This window comes from Paenibacillus sp. FSL K6-1318, assembly GCF_037976905.1.
GTDB lineage: Bacteria > Bacillota > Bacilli > Paenibacillales > Paenibacillaceae > Paenibacillus > Paenibacillus amylolyticus_A.
Window position 1 is genome coordinate 945,940 of sequence record NZ_CP150270.1, and the last position, 20,350, is coordinate 966,289.

14 protein-coding genes are annotated in these 20,350 nt (G+C 46.4%); 10 read left to right on the top strand and 4 right to left on the bottom strand.

What is annotated here, in order from left to right; translation table 11 throughout:
• Positions 1-5 precede the first annotated feature (5 nt).
• The 5 genes from NYE45_RS04200 (at position 6) to NYE45_RS04220 (ending at position 10,983) form a co-directional block, all read left to right on the top strand.
• A complete protein-coding gene (locus NYE45_RS04200; RefSeq protein ID WP_340015734.1) occupies positions 6-1,028 on the top strand; it encodes a TauD/TfdA family dioxygenase in 1,023 nt (340 codons plus the stop codon).
• Between the two features lie 91 nt (positions 1,029-1,119).
• Positions 1,120-4,215 carry an amino acid adenylation domain-containing protein gene (locus NYE45_RS04205; protein ID WP_340015735.1) on the top strand — a complete coding sequence of 1,032 codons (3,096 nt, stop codon included), beginning with the start codon at positions 1,120-1,122 and terminating at the stop codon, positions 4,213-4,215.
• The gene (locus NYE45_RS04210; RefSeq protein WP_340015736.1) at positions 4,216-8,232 is read left to right on the top strand and encodes an amino acid adenylation domain-containing protein; all 4,017 of its coding nucleotides are present in this window, start codon (positions 4,216-4,218) and stop codon (positions 8,230-8,232) included.
• On the top strand, positions 8,229-9,515 hold the full coding sequence (gene ectB / locus NYE45_RS04215; protein WP_340015737.1) for a diaminobutyrate--2-oxoglutarate transaminase: 1,287 nt from the start codon (positions 8,229-8,231) through the stop codon (positions 9,513-9,515). Before NYE45_RS04210 ends, ectB begins: the two co-directional genes overlap by 4 nt.
• A gap of 124 nt (positions 9,516-9,639) precedes the next feature.
• Positions 9,640-10,983, top strand: a complete 1,344-nt coding sequence (locus NYE45_RS04220) for an MFS transporter (RefSeq protein ID WP_340015738.1) — start codon at positions 9,640-9,642, stop codon at positions 10,981-10,983.
• 198 nt (positions 10,984-11,181) lie between these two features.
• On the opposite strand, the gene NYE45_RS04225 is transcribed toward NYE45_RS04220, so the two are convergent.
• Together NYE45_RS04225 and NYE45_RS04230 are read right to left on the bottom strand one after the other, a co-directional pair.
• Positions 11,182-13,422 (bottom strand): S-layer homology domain-containing protein, encoded by a 2,241-nt coding sequence (locus NYE45_RS04225; protein WP_340015739.1) that lies wholly within the window; start codon positions 13,420-13,422, stop codon positions 11,182-11,184.
• A gap of 242 nt (positions 13,423-13,664) precedes the next feature.
• Positions 13,665-14,267, bottom strand: a complete 603-nt coding sequence (locus NYE45_RS04230; RefSeq protein WP_340015740.1) for a hypothetical protein — start codon at positions 14,265-14,267, stop codon at positions 13,665-13,667.
• 305 nt (positions 14,268-14,572) lie between these two features.
• On the opposite strand from NYE45_RS04230, the gene NYE45_RS04235 reads away from it, so the two are divergent.
• From NYE45_RS04235 to NYE45_RS04245, 3 genes are read left to right on the top strand one after another with little or no spacing between them, the layout of a single operon-like run.
• Positions 14,573-15,043: a GyrI-like domain-containing protein gene (locus tag NYE45_RS04235; RefSeq protein ID WP_340015741.1), complete on the top strand. Its 471-nt coding sequence runs from the start codon at positions 14,573-14,575 to the stop codon at positions 15,041-15,043.
• A 31-nt stretch (positions 15,044-15,074) separates the two neighbouring features.
• Entirely contained in the window at positions 15,075-15,524 is a 450-nt protein-coding gene (locus NYE45_RS04240; protein ID WP_340015742.1) for a hypothetical protein, read from the top strand.
• The gene (locus tag NYE45_RS04245; protein WP_340015743.1) at positions 15,521-15,961 is read left to right on the top strand and encodes a hypothetical protein; all 441 of its coding nucleotides are present in this window, start codon (positions 15,521-15,523) and stop codon (positions 15,959-15,961) included. Before NYE45_RS04240 ends, NYE45_RS04245 begins: the two co-directional genes overlap by 4 nt.
• 116 nt (positions 15,962-16,077) lie before the next feature.
• Here NYE45_RS04245 and NYE45_RS04250 read toward each other — a convergent pair whose 3' ends face one another.
• Positions 16,078-16,482 (bottom strand): CBS domain-containing protein, encoded by a 405-nt coding sequence (locus tag NYE45_RS04250; RefSeq protein ID WP_062836321.1) that lies wholly within the window; start codon positions 16,480-16,482, stop codon positions 16,078-16,080.
• Between the two features lie 177 nt (positions 16,483-16,659).
• Here NYE45_RS04250 and NYE45_RS04255 point away from each other — a divergent pair, with 177 nt between their 5' ends.
• On the top strand, positions 16,660-18,747 hold the full coding sequence (locus NYE45_RS04255) for a penicillin-binding transpeptidase domain-containing protein (protein ID WP_340015744.1): 2,088 nt from the start codon (positions 16,660-16,662) through the stop codon (positions 18,745-18,747).
• A gap of 112 nt (positions 18,748-18,859) precedes the next feature.
• Here the strand turns inward: NYE45_RS04255 and NYE45_RS04260 are convergent, their stop codons facing one another.
• Positions 18,860-19,615: a class I SAM-dependent methyltransferase gene (locus NYE45_RS04260; protein WP_340015745.1), complete on the bottom strand. Its 756-nt coding sequence runs from the start codon at positions 19,613-19,615 to the stop codon at positions 18,860-18,862.
• A gap of 278 nt (positions 19,616-19,893) precedes the next feature.
• Between NYE45_RS04260 and NYE45_RS04265 the strand changes: the two genes are divergently transcribed.
• Positions 19,894-20,310, top strand: a complete 417-nt coding sequence (locus NYE45_RS04265) for a VOC family protein (RefSeq protein WP_340015746.1) — start codon at positions 19,894-19,896, stop codon at positions 20,308-20,310.
• The last annotated feature ends 40 nt before the right edge of the window (positions 20,311-20,350 follow it).

Consider the following 20,350-nt stretch of genomic DNA (forward strand, 5'->3'; position numbering starts at 1 on the left):
TAACCATGAAGAAGAAATTTGATAAAGGTGCGCAGATGGTCATTCAAAAAGAAATCGTGAAGCAATCGTTTCTGGAGGAAGGTCAAGAGCTGCCATTGGTAATCAAACCAAATCTGGCCGGGTTGGATCTGAATCAGTGGTATCTCAACAATAAGGATTTGGTGGAAGAGAAAATTTTGGAATATGGCGGCGTCCTGTTCAGAGGTTTTGATACCACCACACCAGAGAGTTTTTACGGGTTTATTGATGTAAGCTGCCCCGAGCCGCTCAGTTATAAAGAAGGAGCGACACCGAGAACTAAAGTACAGGGCAAGGTGTATACGTCAACGGAATTCCCGAACGAGGAGACCATTGCACCGCATAATGAATTGTCCTACGTTATGACCTGGCCCAAAAAAATCTGGTTCTCCAGTATTGTTGTCGCCGATGAAGGAGGAGAAACGCCTATTGTGGATGTACGGAAAGTATATAACCTCATTGATCCGGACATTCGGGACGTTTTTGCAGAGAAAGGTTGGATGCTGGTTCGAAACTACGGCAACGGCTTCGGGCAGACCTGGCAGTATGTTTTCCACACGGAATCCAAGGAAGAAGTCGAGCAGTATTGCCTGGATAACAACATGTCATTCCACTGGAATGAGGATGGAACCCTCACAACGAAGCAGGTGAGACCGGCCATCACGATCCACCCGGATACGAATGAGAACCTGTGGTTCAATCATATTGCCTTCTGGCACAGCAGCAGCCTGAACGAGGAAGTTCGCAACTTGATGCTCGAAGAATTTGGAGAAGGTGGCTTGCCATACCAGACGTATTATGGAGACGGAAGTTCAATTGATGCCGAAGTGGCTGCTCATATTCGTCAGGCTTATGCCGATGCCACGATTGCCTTTCCATGGCAAGAGGGAGATATTCTCATGCTGGACAATATGCTGGTGGCGCATGCACGGAACCCGTATCAGGGAGATCGAAAAGTACTGGTAGCCATGGGAGAACCCGTGAGTCGTGAAGCCTCAATTCCGTCGTAAGGTTATTCTGTCATCGAAGTGGCAAGTGTAACATTCTTTAGTTCACTTTATATATAACTGAAAATACATTAGAAATGCAGGAGGATTGAACATGGAAAATGTAATGCTGGGTTATCCCCTTTCACCACAACAGAAACGACTGCATGAACTGAATAATAATGGATTAACATCACTGGTCCCCAATGTAATTGCTGTTAACATCGAAGGTGAATGCTCGAATGGTCAGATTGAATTAGCCGTGAAGAGAATAGCCGAGAAATACAGCACACTCCGCACTTCCATAGAAGCTGATCCCAATTATGGGGTTCATCTTCAGAAGGTAGATTCGGAGACCAGAAGCCGATTCCGTACTGCATATTCCGATGAATCCATTCAGGAACAGGATATTCAAGGGTTAATCCGAAAAGAGTTGGGCACATGGACAGGTGATTATTCGCTGGAAGCCATTAACGTGGATCTGTCCGAACGTTCCAAAGTATTGATTCTCGCCTTTGATCCACAATTCTCAGATATTGAACCTGCCGTTATTCTTGAGGACTTGTCACAATTAATTACGGCCGAGGTGGACCCGGAACTTCTGGAAGAAGAGGTCCCGTATTATGCTGTATCCGAGTGGTTGAATGACCTGCTGACCAATGATGAGCACGCGGAGGAAAGAAGTTTTTGGAACAATAAACGGTTCGATCATGTGGACAAACAATTGTCCATGGCATCCGGTAGCGAATCCCAAAGTATTACGCTGGCAAGTTTCCCTGTGGAATGGTCACCAGAACTATGGGCTGAACTTGAGAAGGTAGCGGAGAAGGCTGGAAGTACCATAGATAATGTTGCGCTCGCCTGCTGGAATCTGACTTTGCATCTGCTGGGCGAGGATAAGGAACTAACGGTTGGCGTACATACGCGTGGCCGACAAGATGAGGATTTGGAGAAGGTTGTCGGTGCATTGAATCGATACGTACCTCTGTACTCGGGCTTGAAAGAGGACGACACGCTGGCTCAGTTTTTACACAGAACGACGAGTGAAGCGAAAGATAGTGCGGAATATGCAGATTATTTTGACTTTAAAATGTTGGGCAGATCGGATTCCAGTCAGTCTGTGTTCTCCTATGGATTCGAGAGTCGGGATGCATCATCCGTGGTGGAATCGAGTGGGCACACGTTTCGTGTCGTGTATCAGTCGGAACAGATTGAACCGGTTCACCTTGGACTCAACATTCAGCAATATCCTGAACGTAGAGATATCGTTCTTCGTTATAACGAGGAGGCTTACACTCCGACAGAGATTGGCTATGTGGCGGATATATTCACACATGTTTGCAGCAAGGCGTATGTGAATCTGGATGGACCCGTATCGTCCAATATCATCCCTGATCATCTGACAGCTACATTGCAAACGATCCTTCAAGGAGAGGTTCGGGAATATGCAACCTCGACATTGGTGGAGATGCTGGACGAACAAGCCTTGAAGACGCCAGATCAGATTGCGGTTGTGTCTGGTAACACGCTGCTTACGTTCCGGGAAATCCATGAGAAGTCCAAACAGCTTGCCCAATATCTGCATCGGACAAAAAGTGTCGGACATGGAGATGTAGTCGGCGTCAGCGTGGAGAGATCTCCTGAGCTGGTCATAGCCCTTCTATCTGTACTTCGAGCAGGTGCGGCTTATGTACCGCTTGATCCGGATTATCCGAATGAGCGATTGTCCTATATCCGTGAGAATGCCCGCATTGAGACGGTGCTGTTGTTGAATAAAAACAATGAACGGCTCAACTCCCTTTTTGCCAATCCTGTATTCCTTGAAGAAGAAGGTGAGGCAATTGCGGCCGAGTCTACGGACGCACCGGCAATCGGTGTAGATGCCAGAGATATCGCCTATATCCTCTATACTTCCGGTTCCACAGGCAGACCCAAAGGGGTCAAAGTGTCACATCAGGCCATCAGCAACCATATGCATTGGATGAACAATGAATTTCCACTGAGCGGAGAAGATGCTGTATTGCAGAAAACATCGATTAATTTCGATGCATCGGTATGGGAATTCTATGCACCGCTCACTACGGGCGCAAGGCTGGTTCTTGCTGAACCGGACAAGCATGCTGATCCCGACTATCTGCTCGATATTATTCATAAGGAACGGATTACGACGTTACAGGTTGTGCCTACCATGCTTCAGGCTTTGGTGGAAAAAGACACTCTCTCATCAGCACCGTTAAAAAGGGTGTTCAGCGGTGGAGAAAGACTGGGAATTCCGCTCCAGAAAGCTTTCTTTGCCGGATCCAATGCGCAGTTGATTAACTTGTACGGCCCAACCGAGGCGAGTATTGATACGACTTATCATATCTGTGACAAGGATAACGTTTATGAAACGATCGGCAGACCCATTCATAATACGAACCTGCTCGTGCTGGACTCGAACCTGAATCTTGTTCCGCCAGGTGTTGCCGGAGAGTTATATATCAGCGGAAAGGGCCTGGCAGATGGATATGTGGATGAGCATTTAAATGACCAAGCTTTCCTGACACATTCTTATGCGCCGGACAACGTGATGTACAAAACCGGTGACAGGGTTCGTTATTTCCCGGATGGTCATATCGAATACGTTGGCAGGGTTGACAGGCAGGTGAAGTTAAGAGGGTACCGGATCGAACTCGGTGAGATCGAAAAGGTTCTGAACGAACACCCTCATGTGCGACTTGCAGCGGCGAAGCTGCTAGAGAAGACAGAACCGTTGCTGGCCGCTTATGTAGAACTGGATAACGATGGAGAGATTCAGGATGTCAAACAGTGGATTTCATCCGCACTTCCCGAATATATGATTCCGAACGTCATCCAAGTACTGGAGCATTTACCGTTGCTGAGCAATGGAAAAATGGATTATCACGCTCTACCGGACGTGGATGTAAGTTCCGGGGCAGAATATGCCGCACCAACGACAACTGTCGAGCAGATTGTTGCCAAGATCTGGAGAACGGTATTGAAGCGGGAGCAGATTAGTATTGATGAGAATTTCTTTGCGCTCGGAGGGCATTCCCTTATCGCAACGCAGGTCATCTCTGGAATCAGACAACAGGTAGGGGTCAATCTGCCGCTACGTAAAATATTTGATGCGCCTACCATTCGTGAATTGTCCGAAGTGATTGAGAATCTGTTATTGGAAGCGAATGGATATACTGCGGAGGGTAATTAAGTGAAAAAATCTGGTGCAGTAATGAACAAAAGCGAACTGATTGATCGAATATTAAGTCAGATGAACGTGACCAATACAGTAGAGCGCACTTCTCGCGACAACAATCACTTTCCGCTATCTTTTGCTCAGAAGAGGTTGTGGCTTCAGCAACAGATTGAGCCGGCAAGTACCGCATATAATATGGTATTCGCTAATGAGATTGTGGGAGAGTTCGATAAGTCTGCATTTGAACAAGCCATCGGACTGCTGGTGGAGAGGCAAGAGGCACTACAAGTTCGGATTGATGCCGCAGAAGGCATACCGTATCAATATATTCAGGAAGACCAACCGGATTATGAATGGGTTGATATATCGATGTATCCGGGCGATCAGGCCGAAAGGCAGATTGTTGATCAAGTCGAAAGGGCCGATGGCCCTTTTGATTTTATCCGGGACAGACTGTGCAAATTCAAAGTGTTTAAGCTGAACGATCACCGCCATATTTTTGTTCTGATGATGCATCATATCATCTCGGATGGTCAATCGATCGAGATCATACGAAGAGACCTGTTATCTTATTATGAACATTTCCGTGGATTGGGCTCATTGCCATCATATAGTCCTTCCACGACCCAATATATAGATTACTCGGTATGGCAGAATCAATTACTGGAAAGTAACGAGTTTGCTAATCAGAAGAGGTACTGGCTCGATCAACTGAAGGAACACTCCTATACGCTCAATTTGCCATATGACCATGAGCGTCCACAGAAACGGAGTGAAGAGGGGATATCCGTATACTTCACGATTCCGGCACCTCTTACCAGCAGATTAAGAGAAATTTCGGAGATGCATCATTCCACCCTATTTATGGTGATGTACACCTGTTTTGCGATTTTGTTACGTAAGTATTCAGGTGAAACGGATCTGATGATCGGTACGCCTGTCTCCAATCGGCCACAGTCCGATCTGGAGAAGATTGTTGGTTTCTTTGTCAATACACTCGTACTGCGAAGTCGTATTGATGATCAGCAATCATTTCTTGAACACCTTGATGCTTCCAAAAATACGATTCTTGATGCATTCGATCATCAGGATGTACCCATCGATCTATTGTTCGATGATCTGATTCAATCCAGAACCACAGGATATTCGCCGTTGTTTCAGGTTATGTTCAGTCTGGCGAAGGCAAATCAGATCGAACAGAATGATCAACAGGCCGTGTTCAAGGAAATCAAGCTGAAGCAGAACAACACATCCAAATTCGATATGTCCCTGGACTTGACGGAAGATATGGATGTGATTAAGGGGACGTTTGAATGTAGTCGGGATCTGTTCCACGTGAGTACGATTGAACGCTGGGCTAATAATTTTATAGCGCTGCTTGAGCATATTGTGGACCATCCAGGGAAGCCAATTGCAGGGGTTGGAGCCGTTAGTGATGAAGAACGACAGAAGGTTCTATATGAATGGAACGATACCGTAATGGATTACCCTGATCATATCTGTGTACAACATCTGTTTGAAGCATCTGTAACCCGAGCCCCGGATCAAGTGGCTGTGGTGTATGGGGGAGAACAATTATCTTATCGGGATCTGGACCGTCAAGCGAATCAATTGGCTCATCTTCTGATCGAAATGGGAATTGGGCCTGACAAGGCGGTAGCCATAGGCATAGAACGTTCGCTGCATTTGCCCATTGCCCTTCTTGCCGTGTTAAAAGCGGGAGGAGCTATCGTGCCTCTGGATCTGGATGCACCTGTGGAGCGAAATCGTCACATGTTAACAGATTCGGGAGCGTGCATCTGTCTCATCAATACAAATACGTTGCCGATCCCGGATGATGTTGCCGTTCTGATCGACGTATCTCAACCTGAAATGTATATGGACAAGCCAATAACAGTTCCCTCGACACCAGTGGGGCCTGATCATCTGGTAGCTATTTATTATACGTCAGGCACTACAGGTAAACCCAAAGGGGTATCTGTGAGACATCAGGGATGGGTGAACCGTATTTGCTGGATGCAGCACCAATTCAAGCTGGAATCCCATGAAACGGTACTTCAGAAAACAACTCTGACCTTTGATGATGTCGGTCTTGAATATTTCTGGACATGGATGGCAGGGGCAAGGGTTGCACTGCTGGAACCAGGATTTCATCGTGATCCGTATGCGATCATTCAAGCTTTGAAGCAATATGAAGTGGCCATCGTCTTTTTTGTTCCGAGCATGTTGAAGATGATTTTGGAGCGAATTGGTGTGGCGGATCTGGAGAAGTTAGCGTCATTACGGGATGTATTCTCCAGTGGAGAGGCATTGAAACCCGAGATGGTTGCAGCGTTCCACAACCATCTTCCCGAGCGTAATTTGCATAACAGTTACGGGGTAACCGAAGTTTCCATTGATTCGACCATTCATATGAATGTGCAGTTGGAAGTTCAGCGCGCTCGAAGAAATATATCCATTGGTCGGCCAATCGGGAACAATTTCATCTACGTTCTAGACCAAATGCAGAATCCGGTGCCCATCGGGGTTCATGGTCATTTGTATATTGGTGGGGTTGGTCTGGCGAGAGGCTACTATGGAGATCCCGTAAAGACCGAACAGGCTTTCTTTGAGAACCCGTTTACGGAAGGACGGATGTACAGGACGGGTGACATTGCTTATTATGACGCCACTGGCAAGTTATACATTGTCGGACGAATAGATAATCAATTGAAGATTAGAGGCATGCGTGTAGAATTGGGGGAAATCACCGATGTAATCTCCAGACACGCTGATATTAAGGAGTGTGCGATGCTGGCTGAGAGATGGGGAGATGATGAAGAACTGTCACTGAGTGCTTACATTCAACTGGCTCCATCCTCTGAGATTCTCAGTACGGATCTTCGCAACTTCTGCCGAACCCTGCTGCCGAGTCACATGATCCCCTCACGCTTCATTACGATTGAACGTGTTCCTCTAAACAGTAATGGCAAGTTGGACAAGGCAGCGCTGAAGGACCTGGACCGTGGTACATTGAACGATTATATCGCTACTCCACAGGATGAGCTGGAAGAAAAGGTCATGCAGATTTTCATGGATATCCTTGGCGTGGATACCATCCATCTTCATGAAAGCTTTTTCGATCAGGGTGGACATTCCATCAAAGCCGTCCGTCTAATGGATGTTCTGAACAGAACATTCCAGACCGAGCTATCCGTGATCACTTTGTTTGATTACTCCACCGTGACCGAGATTGCACATATCATTCGGGAGGGCAACCTGCCCCAAAATCAATCGTTTGTTGTGTTAAAAGAGGACGGTCGTACAGATGAAACTCCACTGTTCCTTATTCCGACGGGTGGTGGCAACCTGATCAATTATTATGAGTTGGTTAGTCAACTGGAAGGTTTGAATATATACGGATTTGTACCAAAAGGATATGAAAATGACGAAGAACCGCTCTATACCGTCCAGGAACTGGCCCAGTATTATTACGGCATTCTTACACAATTGAATCCGATAGGCCCGTACCGATTGCTGGGTTGGTCCTTTGGTGGCAATGTGGCCTTTGAGATGGCACGGATCATCGAAAATGCAGGACAGCAGCTGGAGTGGCTGATTATTCTGGATGCACCTGCCCGAAGCCATGAACGGGATGTTCGTCCCATAAACAAGATGGAGGTTCTTGCCGAATTAGCACACAACAATGGGTATGAGTTCAAGCATAATGCAGACTATGAGGACCAGTTAAAAGAAGCCATGAATCATTTCCCTGTTGAAAACACGACTAGACATTTCAAAGTGCGCCTGGCCAACGAAGTGGCCTTTGATAACTACTATTCAACAGAGCCGATTCAGTCCGACATCCATCTGTTGTACGCAACCGCTCAGGATGAACAAACTCCAGTTACGTTAACGGATGCACAGGTTTGGCACGCCAAGACGACAGGCACATGCACTTCAACGCCTATTCCAGGGCATCATGAGAATCTGATCAACTACAATCATGCTGTGAATGTTGCCCAATATGTGAATCGAATGGTGAAGGGATGAATCAGATGACTTTTGAAACGATGGAATCCAATGTGAGAAGTTATTGCAGACATTTCCCGGCCGTATTTGATAAAGCCAAAGATGATCAACTCTATACCGTGGATGGTCGTCCGTATATCGATTTTTTCGCAGGTGCTGGTGCGCTTAACTATGGACATAACAATGAGTATATCAAAAACGAAATCATGGCCTACATTGAATCGGACCGAATTATGCATGGGCTCGATATGTACACGCAGGCGAAGCTTGATTTTATTGAATATTTCTCTGAATCGGTGCTGAAGAAAAAAGGGATGGAATACAAGCTTCAATTCTGCGGCCCTACCGGAACCAATGCGGTAGAAGCTGCGTTGAAGCTGGCTCGCAAATATACGGGGCGTACGGGAGTATTTTCTTTCATGGGCGGTTATCATGGCATGTCCTTGGGAAGTCTGGCCGTGACCAGTAATCGGGACAGCCGACAGGGGGCAGGCAGAGCATTGGATGGTGTAACCTTTATTCCATATCCAAATGAGCATAATCATTTTTTTGATAGTGCTGCCTACATCGAATATATATTGGAAGATACCCACTCCGGTATTGAGAAGCCGGCTGCCATTATACTGGAGACTGTACAGGCAGAGGGTGGCATCTATGTTGCGGAGACTTCGTGGTTGAAGAAAATCAGGGTCATCTGTGATCGATACGATATTTTGTTAATATGCGATGATGTGCAGGTGGGATGCGGCAGAACGGGGCCGTTCTTCTCCTACGAGCGAGCAGAGATAATTCCCGATCTGGTCGTTCTCTCCAAATCCATTAGCGGGTATGGATTGCCGATGTCCTTGTTATTGATGAAGCCCCATCTCGATATCTGGAATCCGGGCGAACATAATGGAACCTTTCGTGGGAATCAGCTGGCCTTTATCGCCGCCAAGGCAGCATTGGAATACAGGGAACAGGTGTCTCTGGAGGAGCAGGTGTATGCGAAAGAAACGATGTTGAAGCAGGTATGGAATGAGGAAATATTGGAGCATTACCCTAACATTGATATTAGGGGGATTGGTCTGATCTGGGGGCTGGATTTCTCCAAATTCGAACCGGATATTGCGGCAAAAGTGCAGAAGGCTTGCTATGAGCGTGGACTTATTGTAGAGCGAGTAGGCAGGCATGATAGCGTGGTTAAGGTCATGCCTCCATTGAACATCTCCAATCACAATCTGCAAAAAGGAATCGACATCCTGAAGGAGAGCATTGCTTCGGTGTTGACGTTGAAAGAGGAGAAGGTTGTACAAAAGATCTAACTTTCTAATCCATAAATTGATTGAAACAAGCGGAGCAGGAATGACTTCGCTTGTCTTCATTCTTAATAGCCGGATGAAAATGATGTTGAATGAGATACAGGTTCGACGTAGGCGGAGGTGAGCCATGGAGATTTTCAAAAACAAGAACTTCAGTTTGATGTTTTTTGGCAGAATCTTGACCAATATTGGGGATAGCTTATATGCAGTATCCGCCATGTGGCTGGTCTACAATCTGGGAGGATCATCATTTTATACAGGACTCGCGGGTTTTTTGTCCATTTTGCCGAAAATTATTCAACTGCTATCTGGACCGATGATAGATCGGCTTCCGATTCGGGGGATTCTGGTATACAGTCAGTTAATTCAGGCCTTATTGTTATTAATTGTGCCGATTGCAGCGTACTATGATTTTCTGAGCGTAGGCTTGGTATTGGTGATCACCCCTATACTGAATATCTGTAATACTTGGGTGTATCCGGTTCAGATGTCAGCTCTGCCAAGAGTATTGGAGAAGCACCAACTCACGCAGGGCAATTCCCTGTTCTCCATTGCTTATCAGGGTATCGATGTGGCATGTAATGCCATATCCGGGATACTGATTGTTGCGCTGGGCGCGGTGTCTTTGTATTTTTGGAATGCCATCGGCTTCTTCATAGGTGCGTTATTATTCTCCCAATTGCGGATTGCTCCTTATCTCATGGAATCGAAAATGAAGAAGGAACAGGATACATACGATGAGACTATTGAACCGGTGAACGGGAGTACTCCGTCAGGGATACGTTTGTTTTTTAGAAATTACACGGATGATTTAGTGAGTGGAATCAGGCTGCTTACACGGACGGCATTGGCCAAATTGCTCTTTGGCATTATGGTGATCAATGCGGCGGGAGGAGCGACATTTAGTGTGCTTCCCATATACAGTGATGAGATCGGTGGAGCTGATATCTACGGGTTGATGCTGATGGCACAGGCGCTCGGAAGTGTCATTGGCGCAACATGTGCACCGTATCTCAGACTGGAAAATGTACGTTTGGGTATGTTGTATTCTGTGGCATACATCATATCAGGGATCGCCTGGATCGGTTGTATATTTACCCCATGGAGCTGGTTGAGCATTCTGGTATACGGACTGGCCTGGGTTCCTGGCGGAGCCGTTAACGTTATCATCAATACCGTTGTTCAGAAGGGGGTGCCACAGCAATATTTGGGTTTGGTGTTCTCCGCAACGATGGCGTTAAGTGGTATAGCCATGCCGATCGGCAGTCTGATCGGTGGTACGTTGGGAGTCTGGCTACACAGTTCTACAGTTATCACCTTATGTGGAATTACCGTTGTTCTGGTAGGTGTATACTGGATGCTTGATCGCGTATCCCGCAACCTGCCCAAGACGGAGCAACTGGATGAAGGATATTTCAATTTCACACCACGTGGCGGCAAGGCTCGCTCGAATACCGAAGTGGGGGCTTAACGCTGACATAGCATAATGAGACCGTCGTTCAACTCTAAATTTCATATGTGAAAAAATTAAAAAAGGCACCTCCAGAAGGGTATGAGGATAACGATTGGTTATCCCGTACCTGTTCCGTGAGGTGCCCTATTCAGGTTCATTCATGTTAAACCATGTTAAACGTTACCTGAGCATTGGCGCATTGCAGGTGAATTGTTGTTACTCCGTATAATCACTTATCGCTGTACGCCCCGCCTCCACACTGATCCAATAGGAATAATCTTCGCGCACGTCCACATAGAGGTTAAGTTCCTTCGCATCAAGGTTACTTACCGTGAGTTTAAAATTCCCATAGGCATCTGTTGTAACCTGCTGCGTCTGGATGTGCTCTACAGCAGGCGAAGGACCATGGATTTTGATCGGCATCGTCTGGTTAGCATACGCGGGGAACGTACCTTGAAGGACCAGCGTGTGATCGGCAGAATATACTGCTTTCATGGTCTGATCCGGAAGTCCGCCGTTCTTTTCGTTCTCGGTAGCTTCAGTAGCATTCCTCGGTCTGCCCCATAGTTCGAAGCCTTTTTCCTTCAGGTTCTGGAGAAAAACAACGGCCTCTGCCCGGGTCAAGGATTCTTGTCCCGCATAACCTTGCACCGTAGCTGCCGTTTTGCCGGAAGAGTAGCCCATGTTCAGCAGATACCGGATGGCATCTTCATCCCGAGTATAATTCTTACCGCCAAGACCAGCCACGATCACAGCTACTTCTGTCCGGTTCATGGCATGATTGCGAAGCTTCGGATTCTGCTTGCTGGCATCCAGATTCAGATTCAATGCGGAAGCATAGGTATAGTAACGATCACTCCAGATGTTTCCTTTGGTGGCTTGTCCCTCCACAGCATCGATGCTCTGAATGACATGGGAGTTCGCATACAGCTTGAATAACATCGAGAGGAATTCGGCCTCACTTACCCGATTGTTGGGTTTGAACGTTCCATCCTCGTATCCACTGACCATCTCCTGTTGAACGGCCCATTGAATGGCATCTTTCGCCCAATGTGTGCGGATATCACTTAATTGGGGGACTCCCGTTACCGTAACAGAGACAACTGCTTCTTTTCCTTCAAAACGAATCCGGATTTTGGCTTTACCAGCCTGAAGACCGAGTATTTTGCCATCCTTGATGGCAATGCGATCCGACGTCGTCGTGAAGGAAACATTAGACTGTGGAACATAGGATGTTCCGTTATCATTCACGGCAGTGATCGAAGGCAGATCAATCTGTTCTCCTGTTCGAACGTTCAGGTTTTGTTGTCCTGGCGTTATACGGGTAAGAGTGGCATCTTGAACACCGTCAACATGGAAGAAACGCGTGGAGTATGTGATTTCCGCTGCTGTACCGTTCTTCTTTTGCAGACCTGTAATTCGAATGTTGAACGTATCGCCGTTCTTTAACATTTGCACATCATCGGGACGGAAGATAATGGCGTAGCCATATCCATATCCACCTGTCTCTACATTGAAATAGGCTTGATTAAACCATTGTTTATCCGCAGGGTCCACGTTGTAATAACCAGTTGGAAAGCCACTGTTCTGATTGTTGGCATTAAAGGTCCACGTACGTTGATCGGAAGTTCGAGTCATCTCGACCTGTACCTCAGACAGTGATGGCTCCGCGAATACATTAGTATTCAATTGAACAGACCAGGCCTGTGTACTGCCAAAGGCTTCGATTGGAAAAGCGCCCTGATTTGGAAACAGACTGTAGTTAAAAGGGGCTGCCCCAGTTCTGCTCTTGTCGAATACCTGCATGGCACTATAGTACTGATCATATGTCTTGCCTGCTTCACTACGAGTGGCGAGCCCAAATCCGATTCGTTGCAGTTGTGGACTCAAAATCCAGCGCCGGTGACCCAATCGATCAATATTGGAGGCATCGGAATCGTTCATGTAGGCCTGGATACTTTTTGTCAGGACGTTACTCTTGGCACTGCTGGTAAGGTACAGATTGGAGCTGCTGGCAGACTTTGAACCTGTGTCAAAGAAATCCTTTGGCATATCTCCCGGCTGCTCTGGATAATGGGACAGGTATCCACCCGTGGAGACCACAACAGCCCCATGCTGGGCTTGACGATTCAATGTCGAATCAAGGACAAGATCTCCCTGAAGACCTGTGATAAAACGATAAAAGTTGGCTGCGTTCAGCCCCTGCTCCAGATAGGCGTCACTTACCACACCAGCAGAGTAGGGAGCACTTGTCGAAGGTATCTCTTTATACAAGGGAGATGCATCATTGCCATTCATCCACTGATTCCACTTCTGAACAATTTCCTGCTGACTTCGCTCTGGCAGCAAACTGTCGATCTGTTCTGCATGCGCCGCTTGAGCACCCCATAACAGAAACAGCAGGCCTGCCAAGGGCAGAGTGAACAGCGAATGCATTTTATTTTTTCGGTAAACCATCTTTCCAACCCCTCTCAATTCTGAACGTACGAAGAACATATGCCTGTACAACATCATGGTATATTCATCGACATTACAGCTGATTTTGCTTAGAGGCAGGTATGGGAGCTTAAGGTCGAACATGTGAAGGAGTGGGAGGGAGATGAGTAGAACTGGTGGTTTAATTGTAGAAAAAAAAGAACACAGGCTGCCCCCGCCGATTCGGGACAGCTTGTGCTCTTTCTACATATGTATCTACTCTGTTAGTCGAGATTCAGGTCGAAATCAGGCTCACACATATAATCTAATGGGTACAGATCATCTCGGGCCGAGATTAATGCACGGAAATGCAGATCTCTGATATCGTGCGCTGCCACATCTCCATCGGAGCGATTGGAGACAAGTTCAGCTACCACAAAAACATCTTCCGCACGATTACATTTAAAAAGAACATTATTCGGATGAATGACTTCCTCCAGGTAACTGTAAGTCATCACGTGAAATGCTTGTCCACGCCAGGTTGTCTTAATCACTTTATAGGACTGTGTGCGAACCAGATCCAGATAACGTTCCAGCTGGAACGTATGCTCGAATTGCGTAATATAACCTTTTTTGTCCACATCAATCGTAAACTCAACATCATAGCTCACATGCATTTCATCTTTATAAGTTCCGTTCATGACCTTCATGGCGTCAAAGTGTGATCCGAATTCCGGATCTTCCACATAGGGAATGGTAACAAGTTCAGGATCAACATGATCTGTAATTTGGCTGGTACTGGAAGGTGGGGTGTAATACTTTGATGGCTGAAGATCAATCGATCCAATCATGCTTCCTGGGAAACCGGGGCTGCAAGATATTCGCATAGTCATCTCCTTTAAATTTAATCAGTAGTTAGACGAACGACTAGGGAGAAAGTTGCTCCAGAATTAGGAAATGGAGGACAGGATGAACCTGTATACTCTATCTCCCAGTATCGAGCAAGAATAAGTGATAGGTAAGTTTTCTTTTCATATGAACATGAATACTGGGGCTATTTCCAATCTACCTACTCTTTTGATACAGTAACTGTAGGACATATCGGAGATACATATCAATTATGAGACAATGTTTTCATGAATGGGTAATGGAGAACCATGCCCCGTATCGCTCTCGGAAAGGAGTCTATCTAATGAATGTGAATGAACATGTGATCGAACAGCAGTCCCTTACCTTTGTGGGCATTAAACGAACGTTCTCTTGTGTGGATGGAGAGAATTTAAGAGAAATTCCAAAGATGTGGCAAGATGCATTGGCAGATGGAATTGAGGAACGTTTAAACGGGTTCAATAACGGAGCCATTCCTGGTTTGGTGGGAATCTGTGTAGATCAGCGAGAGCTGCAGGACAATCAAATGGAGTACTGGATTGCTACCTCTCACTCAGGTGAAGTGCCTGAAGGTTTGTTTTCGATCGAACTTCCCGCGTCCCATTGGGTTGTATTTGAAGCAGATGAACTAGAGCCGGAAGCGATACAACGGTTGTGGCACCATATTATGACAGAGTGGTTTCCTTCCACTTCATATCAGCATGCAGGCATTCCGGAACTTGAAGTATATAAAGGTCACGGCACACCTCCCCAAGTCTGGATACCTGTAAAATAACTGTGAGCAAAATTGAAATAGGAGGGCTACGATGTTATCCAATAAAGTTATTGAACACTGCCAGGAGCAAGGCTGGTGGCATGAAGATATTCCAGCAGCATACGAAGAGGCATTGCGAAAGCTGGAGATTGATTTTCAATCGGATTTTGCACAATTTTATTTGCATGCAGAGGATGGACCTACTTTTTACAGCAGGCATCAGGAGTTGTATCAGATCTGCTGGTTTATGGAGAACACCGTATATATGGAAGACATGAATGTAGCCCAGCTCACATTGGGACTACCCGAGGCGTATATTCCACTGGACAGTTTCGAAGGTGAAGGTGGTTTCTTCTACAACCGTCAGACGGGGGCAGTGGTGCTGGTGGAACTGGGCCAATCCATTGAACGGTTTCTTAATGGCGAGAGTGAGCCTCAGTGGGCAGACTTCAATGCTTTTTTGGAGTGGTATTTCGTCCTGGAGGAGGAGACGGTGCAATGAAAGATCTAACACCGGAGCATGCCGAACTGGAGCGACAAATTGTTGAAACGGTAGAAGCCGGTAATGTGCTGGATGAAACGCAGCAGCATGAACAAGCCCTGATCTATTATGATCAGGCATGGGGCATGTTGCCCGAGCCGAAGATGGATTGGGAGATTGCAAGCTGGATCGCATCCTGCCACGCGAATGCACATATGGATCTAAAGCAATATGAACTGGCGAAGCCGTGGGCTGAGATATCATTGCAAACGCGGAGTACGGATAGAAGTACAAGTCCATTGATCGATCTCGGCATGATCTGCATGAGGCTTGAACAGCATGACGAGGCATATTCGTATCTGCATCAGGCGTATGAGTTCGGCAAAGAGCGCGCATTTCATGGAAGCTCAAGGGACGTGTTGATGTATTACAAAGAGGAGCGTGCTAAGCGTAATTAGCGTGATACCCCGCCATATCGTAAATAGAGAAGGGTACCCCGGTTGGCCAATGATTGACCACAGGAGTACCCTTTCGAGTTGAATATTCATTTATTACCGGGATGTTCTGCTTAAATCTAATCCGAAATGTTACGCGTATAATATTCAATAATATCCTTACGACGGATAATACCGAGGAAGACACGATCGACATCTACCACGGGCACAAAATTTTGGTCTGCTGCAAGTGTCAGCATATCCTCCATTTCAGCCTCAATGTATACACATTCATTATATACCCGATTGTTAATCTCATGGACCTGAACCTGATCCATCGTATCAAAAGTCAATCCGGGTGTATTTCGCATTTTCCATAACAAATCGCCTTCGGACAGGGTAGCAACATATTTTCCATCCTGGTCAATCACGGGAATGGCGGTGTAGTGCTGCGATTCCAGTTGCTCAATAGCATCTTTCATGGAAGCGGTAGACTTGATATAGGCCACTTCGGCTTTGGGGAGTAAAAAATAGCTGATTTCCATCATCGGGCTCCTTTTCAGCCTTTTGCATAGCAAAAAAGCTTTAGTATGTAATCTCACTCTTCTTATTTAAACATATTATGTGAGCTTTCGGCTATTTTTAATGATAAATTCGTCAGATTTGTTTCATTGTTTAAATGGCTCTGGAAATCTATAGTGTATATTAGAGGTGATGTAACCATGAAATCCAAACGTAAATTAATGTACGGACTGCTGCCCATCTTATTTGCAGGTGGAATCGGAATGTATCTATACATGCAGAATAACAAAGAAGCAGAGGCCAAACCCCAGACTACCGTGAATCAGTACATAGAGCATCTGCAGAAAAAAGAGTTTGACCAGCTGTATACGTTGATGACGCCTGCTTCGTTGCAAGACTCGGACATGAACAAGGAACAGTTTGTCGAAAAATACAATGCGATCTATTCGGGTATGGAAGTATCCACCGTCAAGGCGGAGGTTAAGCCAGTGGATGTTGCCGAAACGGCGACTGATGACGGTAAGACAGCTGTAGAGAAACAAAACCCGGATACGTATGAAGTGGACTATGACCTGCAACTGACAACCTTTTTGGGAGAAGTTAGTGAGACGCATACACTGAATCTGGTCCGGCAGGAGCTTGAGGACGGGAGTAAAACCTGGCAAATTAACTGGCAGCCTTCGCTGATTCTGACTGACATGATTAAGGGCAGTAAGGTACGCGTGAGGACGCTGTTCCCGGATCGTGGAAACATTGTGGATCGCGATGGTTTGCCGCTGGCTACCAAGGGTACGATGAACGAATGGGGCATTGTACCTGAGAAACTTGGTGATAACCCGGACCAGATGATCGCCCGAATCGCGAGCCATTATCAGATTTCGAAAGATGCCATTCACAAGGCGCTTGCGCAGACATGGGTGAAGCCGGAATATTTTGTCCCGATTGCTTCCACGGAGGAGTTTGACGTACCTGCGTCTTTAAGCGGGGTTACGATGCAAAGCAAGGAAATCCGTTATTATCCACTCGGTGAGGCAGCCGCGCATCTGATTGGTTACGTGCGCAAAGCGACCAAGGAAGATCTGGATAAGGATACGGAAGGGTATTATCGCGCAGAGGATTGGATCGGCAAAGCAGGTTTGGAGCAGTCGATGGAGAAACAGCTGCGTGGTGCACGTGGCGGTCTGATTGAAATCACGGATGAATCCGGCAACTCCCGCTCTGAGCTTATTCGTAAGGATGCTGTAGATGGACAGGATGTGCAACTGACGATTAGCTCCAAACAACAAAAGCAACTGTATCAGACATTATCCAGCGGAGGAGATGCCGGAGCGATGGTACTGATGAACCCAACGGACGGCAACCTGCTGGCGTTGGTTAGTGCGCCGTCCTATAACCCGAACAAGATGGTTACAGGACTTACTCAGGCAGAGTGGGATGCGTACTCGGCGAATGAGAAGCTTCCTTTCATCAACAGAGTCACTACCCGATATGCACCGGGATCAACCTTCAAAGCGATTACAGCCGCAGCTGGACTGATGGAGAAGGTGACCACAGCGGACAAAACACATGATATTTCTGGCTTGCAATGGCGCAAAGACGATAGTTGGGGCGGTTATTATGTCAAGCGTGTGAAGAGCTTATCCCCGGTTAACATGGTCGATGCACTGGTGTACTCGGACAATATATACTTTGCCATGGAAGCGATTGAGATGGGCAGCGCCAAGTTTATTGATGGAATCCAGAAGTTTGGTTTTGGCGATAACTTTGGACTGGATGAATTGTATTTGAAGCCGAGCCAATTCGCCAACGAAGCGCATCTGGATCTGGCGTCTGAGGTGTTGCTCGCGGATACATCCTACGGGCAAGGGGAGATGTTGATGTCACCGATTCATCTGGCAACGTCATTTACACCTTTTATTAATGAAGGAAAACTGGTAAAACCGATTCTGATTGATGGAAAAGAAACTTCGGATCCAGAGGTAATTATTACTCCGGAAGCCGCAAATACGGTTAAGGATGCTTTGGGAGAAGTTGTTTCCCGGCAGGGAGGTACCGCCCATACCTTGAATTCAATTTCTGGAGGACTCGCGGGCAAGACGGGAACAGCAGAGCTGAAAGCGAAGAAGGGAGAGAAGGGGCAGGAAAACGGATTTTTCGTAGTGTTTGATACCGACACTCCTACCTTCCTGTTATCCGCTGTCATTGAAGAGGTGAACGGTCGGGGTGGCAGCCATTATGTCGTGGATAAATTAAAACCTTTTTTGGAAAAGTTGGAGATTACGCAGTAACTCCGAAGTAATGTATAGCCTCGCAAGCGTAATAAATAGCCCGGTCAGCATGTTATGCTTCTCACATGTGACCGGGCCTTTTTTTGTTTCATTTTATTCAATATGGAATCATTTATTTCCTTGCAGTAATCATGAAGCGTGCCGAGTTGGTACGAATGCCCTTCTCGTCGTGATTTTCTTTCACAAATTGCTGGAATCGCTCAAAGTCAGTTTCTACCTTTCCGAAATCAGGGATGATGGGTGCATGCGTTAGAAGAAACATCAAATCTTCCGGTGTAGCGTAATGCTCCACCACATTATATTCACGGGCCTGAATGTCTTGGAAACCTGCTTGCTGGAGTTCTTGGTTGTATCGTTCCATCAATGTGCCAGGTTGAATGCCAAGGCTCTGTCCACGTCCAAAAGCTTCAGAAATGTTGGATTTATCGTGTTCGCTGACCTGCTGGGTTAGAAATATCCCGCCCTCAGCAAGTACTCTGAATACTTCTGAAGCAGAGAAACCGGAGTGTCTGGAGGATACTACATTAAAGAAGTAATCTGGAAATACCAGTTTCTCCGCGTCCATATGCAGAAAGCGTACATTAGAATGACCGCCCGTAGCCAGAAGATTATGTTGTGCGGTTTCAATCATTCCTTGAGCGAGATCAATTCCCACAAGTAACAAGGCTTCTTTCGCAATGGACAGTACAGCTTCGCCACCACCCGTTCCGATATCCAGCAACAGATCGGACGATCGCGTATGGCGAACAACTTCCTCATAGAAGTTCCATCCGATTTTCTCCGAAACAACGTTCATGGAGCTGAAGTTCCAGCCATTCGTCCGGCCTACGCGTTCATAAAAGCCAGCGTAATCTATTTTGTTTTTCATTTTCATCTTCCTCCAATGTGAGTTTGATTGAACAGGACAAGAGAGTTGCGCGAAATCGTTCTAGTGTAAATGCTCGAATCGGATCAAATGGACAAACGTGTCCCTTGATGGCTGGTACGCGTTTTGACCCAGCCCGACGACTATTTACTTCGAACCATTCGGAGCAACATCCGTGTCACCTCACATGTTGGAATGTCTCCATTATATTCAATTGACAGCGTATACGCGAGGTGTTATTTTGAGGTGGAATCTATTCTATGAGTTCGAGGTGATCCATGGTGGGTATTCGTGCTAAGCAGATTTTTGTCAATTTACCTGTCCAAGATTTGAAGAAATCCGTTGAGTTTTTTACCAAGGTGGGATTTGAGTTTGACGCCAATTTTACGGATGAGTCCGCTACTTGTATGATCATCGGGGAAAACATTTATGCCATGCTTCTGGTGGAGGAACGTTTCCAATCCTTCATCTCGAAAAAAATCTCCAATGCTGCCGAAACAACCGAAGTCATCGTTGCTCTGTCTGTAGATAGCCGTGAGCAGGTAGATGTCATAGTACAAGCTGCCCTCGATGCAGGAGGCAAGCCATCCAACGAACCACAGGATCATGGATTCATGTATGGATGGAGTTTTCAGGATCTGGATGATCATCTGTGGGAAGTCTCCTATATAGATCTAAGCGCTTTTCCTTCAGAGTGACATAATGAAAATAACTAAGGCCTTCCTATAATACTAGGAA

Bases quoted from the DNA above. Each gene is read 5' to 3' on its own strand.
- NYE45_RS04205 (WP_340015735.1), top strand. From the start codon at position 1,120: ATGGAAAATGTAATGCTGGGTTATCCCCTTTCACCACAACAGAAACGA.
- NYE45_RS04240 (WP_340015742.1), top strand. From the start codon at position 15,075: ATGTTATCCAATAAAGTTATTGAACACTGCCAGGAGCAAGGCTGGTGG.
- NYE45_RS04225 (WP_340015739.1), bottom strand. From the start codon at position 13,422: ATGGTTTACCGAAAAAATAAAATGCATTCGCTGTTCACTCTGCCCTTG.
- NYE45_RS04200 (WP_340015734.1), top strand. From the start codon at position 6: ATGAAGAAGAAATTTGATAAAGGTGCGCAGATGGTCATTCAAAAAGAA.
- NYE45_RS04255 (WP_340015744.1), top strand. From the start codon at position 16,660: ATGAAATCCAAACGTAAATTAATGTACGGACTGCTGCCCATCTTATTT.
- ectB (WP_340015737.1), top strand. From the start codon at position 8,229: ATGAATCAGATGACTTTTGAAACGATGGAATCCAATGTGAGAAGTTAT.
- NYE45_RS04230 (WP_340015740.1), bottom strand. From the start codon at position 14,267: ATGCGAATATCTTGCAGCCCCGGTTTCCCAGGAAGCATGATTGGATCG.
- NYE45_RS04260 (WP_340015745.1), bottom strand. From the start codon at position 19,615: ATGAAAAACAAAATAGATTACGCTGGCTTTTATGAACGCGTAGGCCGG.
- NYE45_RS04245 (WP_340015743.1), top strand. From the start codon at position 15,521: ATGAAAGATCTAACACCGGAGCATGCCGAACTGGAGCGACAAATTGTT.
- NYE45_RS04250 (WP_062836321.1), bottom strand. From the start codon at position 16,482: ATGGAAATCAGCTATTTTTTACTCCCCAAAGCCGAAGTGGCCTATATC.
- NYE45_RS04220 (WP_340015738.1), top strand. From the start codon at position 9,640: ATGGAGATTTTCAAAAACAAGAACTTCAGTTTGATGTTTTTTGGCAGA.
- NYE45_RS04235 (WP_340015741.1), top strand. From the start codon at position 14,573: ATGAATGTGAATGAACATGTGATCGAACAGCAGTCCCTTACCTTTGTG.